The organism is Shewanella sp. SG41-4 (genome assembly GCF_014164505.1).
GTDB lineage: Bacteria > Pseudomonadota > Gammaproteobacteria > Enterobacterales > Shewanellaceae > Shewanella.
Genome location: NZ_JACJFI010000302.1, coordinates 1 through 4116, shown reverse-complemented (window position 1 = coordinate 4116; position 4116 = coordinate 1). Strand labels below are relative to the sequence as shown.

Here is a 4116-nt window from a genome sequence, read left to right as displayed (position 1 = left end):
TGAGCATTCTTAAATACATGTTAATCGTGCCGTTAATCGGTATCAGTTTTATCTCAATGGCCAAAGAGGCCATTGACCAACAATTAACTGTCACTGATAACCCTTCTGTCAGCGTTAAAATACAACGAGGTAATGTTGAGCTAGTCAGTTGGGACAAAAATATCATTCAGATTAAAGGTGAACTTGATGAGTTAAGCCAAGGCTTATTATTTGAAGTTAAAGGCAATAGCGTTATTGTAGAAGATAAATTACCCCGTAGTTATCAGGGCAGCAATAAACAAGGTTCACAACTAACCATTTACCTGCCTAAAAAACTTGGTTTAGATGCCGAGGGAGTATCAGCCAGTTATCAATTATCACAGCTAAATGGCCAAATATCGTTAGCGTTAGTTAGCGGCAACATTAACGCCCAACAACTTAGTGGCAATACTAAACTCACCACGGTGTCGGGTGATATTAATACTTCCGAGTTAGCGGGAAAAATTAACCTAGAAACGGTATCGGGCGATATCACTGACAACAATAGCCACGGCGAAGCTGAGCTTCGCTTAGTGAGTGGCGAACTGAAAAGTCAAAGTGCCTTTACACAGTTGTCTGTCGATCAAGTGTCTGGTGATATCACCGCAACAGTTAGCCAAGTCACTGAGTTAAACATTGTTACCATCAGTGGTGATGCACAAATAACCTTAGGGGCCGATTTAAACAAAGCTCAACTCGAAACCATAAGTGGAGATATGGCACTAACGTTCACAGCTATGCCTAACATCAGTTTTATGATTGATGGCGGCCCTGGCGGAAAAATTGACAATCAATTAACCGATGATAAACCGCTAAAACAAAAGTACTCACCAGCCAAAACGTTGCAGTTCAAAACTCAAGCTGGAATAGGTCAAGTCAACATCAATACCATTAGTGGCAAAATTAGCCTGACTAAATAAGCTTAAAATATCAGGGGCAACGATGCTTATACAATTGGCCTTTGCCTGGCTATTGATTCGATTTTGATGGCTATTGATTAGATTTTGATGGCTAGTGATTTGCAATGAGCAGATAAAAAAATGCCCGGTTGTCATTATATTGTGACTACCGGGCACTTTATATTTTCTTATAGCGACTACACAGACTTTACTTCAGCATCGGTTAAATAGCGCCATTCACCTGCGGCTAAGTCAGTGTTTAACTCGATAGTACCAACCGCTTCACGATGTAAATTAACCACTCTATTACCCACCGCAGCAAACATGCGCTTAACTTGATGATACTTACCTTCACTAATCGTCAATCGCACATGAGTTGAGTCAATAATATCCAGCAAAGCAGGCTTAGTCAGTTCATCCTCGTTACGCAGCTCAACACCATCGGCAAATACCTGTATTAAACTGTCATCAATAGGTTCGGCTAGTTCAACCAAATAACGTTTGCCGCAATCTTTCTTTGGCGAAGTGATTTTATGCGACCACTGACCATCACTAGTAACTAACACTAACCCAGTGGTATCGACATCTAATCGGCCGGCAATGTGCAAAGTGTCCATTTTTTCAATATCAATCAAACTCAATACTGATGGATATTCTTCATCGATGGTTGAACAAATAGTGTTTATCGGTTTGTTTAACATGATGTAACGTTCGCCAATCACGCTAATTAACGTGCCATCTAAATGCACCGCCATTTGTGGCAGTACTTTAAAACCTGAGTTTTTAACCACAACACCATCACAGGTAACATCACCACGATGCAAGGCTCTTTTGGCCAATGACCGGGTCAGTTCGGTACTTTCACAGATAAATTTGTCTAAACGCACAATGATTACTCAATCTAAAAATATTAACGCTATTATGCTGCTTACACGCTTAAATAGAAATCAATCACCGACATTTTTCACTGCTAAGGTAATTTTTGGTTACACATCGTCACAAAAAACACACTAAAAAGGCCCTATTGTGGCTTGTTTTATAGACGGGTAAGGCCTTAACATACAATTCACAATAAAAAGTAATAACGTTTCCCTTTGGATAAAGGGGTTGTTACTTAATTAAGCGACTCCGATAGCACTGCCCCATTGAAGGGCTTTTTACATCAAGCAAAGGAAACAACATGAGAAAATTGGTTATTGGCGGTCTATGCGCCTCATTAATTGCAGGCTTAAGTGCTTGTAGTGATGACAAGGCAGTCGTTACGCCTGCTGCAGATGTCGCAAAAACAGCTACTGCAACTGCAGTAGAAAAAGCACTTACATCTGGCATCACGTTTGACAACATCGACAAGTCAGTGCGCCCACAAGACGATTTTTACATGTATGTTAACGGCGCATGGATGAAGAATGCTGAAATCCCTGGCGACCGCACTAACATTGGTGCATTTTACGACCTACGTGAAAATGCACGTGATGACGTTAAAGCCATCATTGAAGATTTAAGCGCGACGCCAAACCTAGCAGATGGCACTGATGAGCAGAAAGTAGCTGATTTATATCGTTCATTTATGGACGTTGAAACGCTAAATAAATTAGGTATTGCGCCAATTCAAGCTGATTTAGATAAAATTGCCGCACTAAAAGATAAAAAAGAATTAACCGCGTTTTTTGGTGAAAACCAAGCAAACGGTGGTGGTACACCTTTAGCTTTCTATGTTGAAATTGATGCTAAAGATTCAACCCGTTACGCCACACACATTTGGCAATATGGTTTAAGCCTGCCAGAAAAAGATTACTACTTTAACCAAGAAGAACGCTTCGTCAACATCCGTAAAGCCTACGTTGAACACATTGAAAAAATGTACAACCTTGCTGGCTTACCTAATGCAAAAGCAAACGCTGAAGCCATTCTTGCTCTTGAAACTCAAATTGCAGAAAAGCATTGGGACGTTGTTGAAACGCGCGACAGTACTAAAACATATAACCTATACCAAGTTAAGAACCTGCCAGAATTGGCCTCAGAAATTAACTGGGATGGTTATTTAGCAGCGCTTGGCGGCGACAAGCAAACTGATATTATTATCAACCAACCAAGTTATATCCAAGGCTTAAACGAGGTGCTTAAAAATAACGACCTTGCTACTTGGAAAAACTACATGACTTGGATGGCATTGACACATAATGCCAGCAATTTATCTGAAGCATTAGATAACGAAAACTTTGAGTTTTTCTCTAAGACACTTAATGGTCAAGAAGAGCAAGAAACTCGCTGGAAGCGTGGCGTGAGCACGGTAAGTGACACGCTAGGCGAAGTTGTGGGTAAAGTGTATGTGAAACGTCACTTTGCACCAGAAGCTAAAACCCGCATGGAACAGTTAGTTGAAAACTTACGTGGCGCTTATAGTTCAAGCATTGACTCACTAGATTGGATGAGTGCTGATACTAAAGTTGCTGCAAAAGACAAACTGGCTAAATTTAATCCTAAAATTGGTTACCCGAACAAGTGGGATGATTACAGCAAACTGACCATTAAAGCAGATGACTTAGTGGGTAACGCTAAACGTGCGGCGATTGTTGAGCATAACAAAGGCTTAGCTAAGTTAGGCCAACCAATCGATAAAGACGAGTGGCACATGACGCCACAAACAGTTAATGCTTACTACAACCCAACCATGAACGAAATCGTGTTCCCTGCTGCGATTTTACAACCACCATTCTTCAACTTAGAAGCTGATGATGCGGTTAACTATGGTGGTATTGGTGCGGTTATTGGCCACGAAATGGGCCATGGCTTTGATGACCAAGGTGCTAAATTTGATGGCGAAGGTAACATGCGTGACTGGTGGACCCAAGCTGACTTAAAAGCATTCGAGTCAAAAGGCAATGCATTAATCGCTCAGTACAATGGTTATCAAGTATTTGACGACCTACACGTAAACGGCAGCCTAACATTAGGTGAGAACATTGGTGACTTATCAGGTGTGACTATCGCCTATAAAGCTTACAAAATGTCACTTGATGGTAAAGAAGCACCGGTTATTGATGGCTTAACAGGCGATCAACGTTTCTTCATGGGCTTCACTCAAATTTGGCGTGTGAAGATGAAAGAAGAAGCAATGCGTAACCGCGTAGCAACTGATCCGCATTCACCTGGTCATTTCCGTGCATTAGGTGCGTTATCTAACATGCCTGAGTTCTAC

3 protein-coding genes are annotated in these 4116 nt (G+C 41.2%); 2 read left to right on the top strand and 1 reads right to left on the bottom strand.

Annotated elements, in window-relative coordinates; genetic code table 11:
* The coding region (locus H5202_RS18545) for a DUF4097 family beta strand repeat-containing protein (protein WP_259397379.1) at positions 1 to 938 on the top strand (938 nt) is incomplete at its 5' end.
* Between the two features lie 176 nt (positions 939 to 1114).
* Here the strand turns inward: H5202_RS18545 and rsuA are convergent.
* Complete coding sequence (gene rsuA / locus H5202_RS18540; RefSeq protein WP_336244819.1) at positions 1115 to 1804, bottom strand: 16S rRNA pseudouridine(516) synthase RsuA; 690 nt, start codon at positions 1802 to 1804, stop codon at positions 1115 to 1117.
* Positions 1805 to 2097: 293 nt separating this feature from the next.
* On the opposite strand from rsuA, the gene H5202_RS18535 reads away from it, so the two are divergent.
* On the top strand, positions 2098 to 4116 hold a 2019-nt coding region (locus H5202_RS18535), incomplete at its 3' end, for a M13 family metallopeptidase (protein ID WP_182773370.1).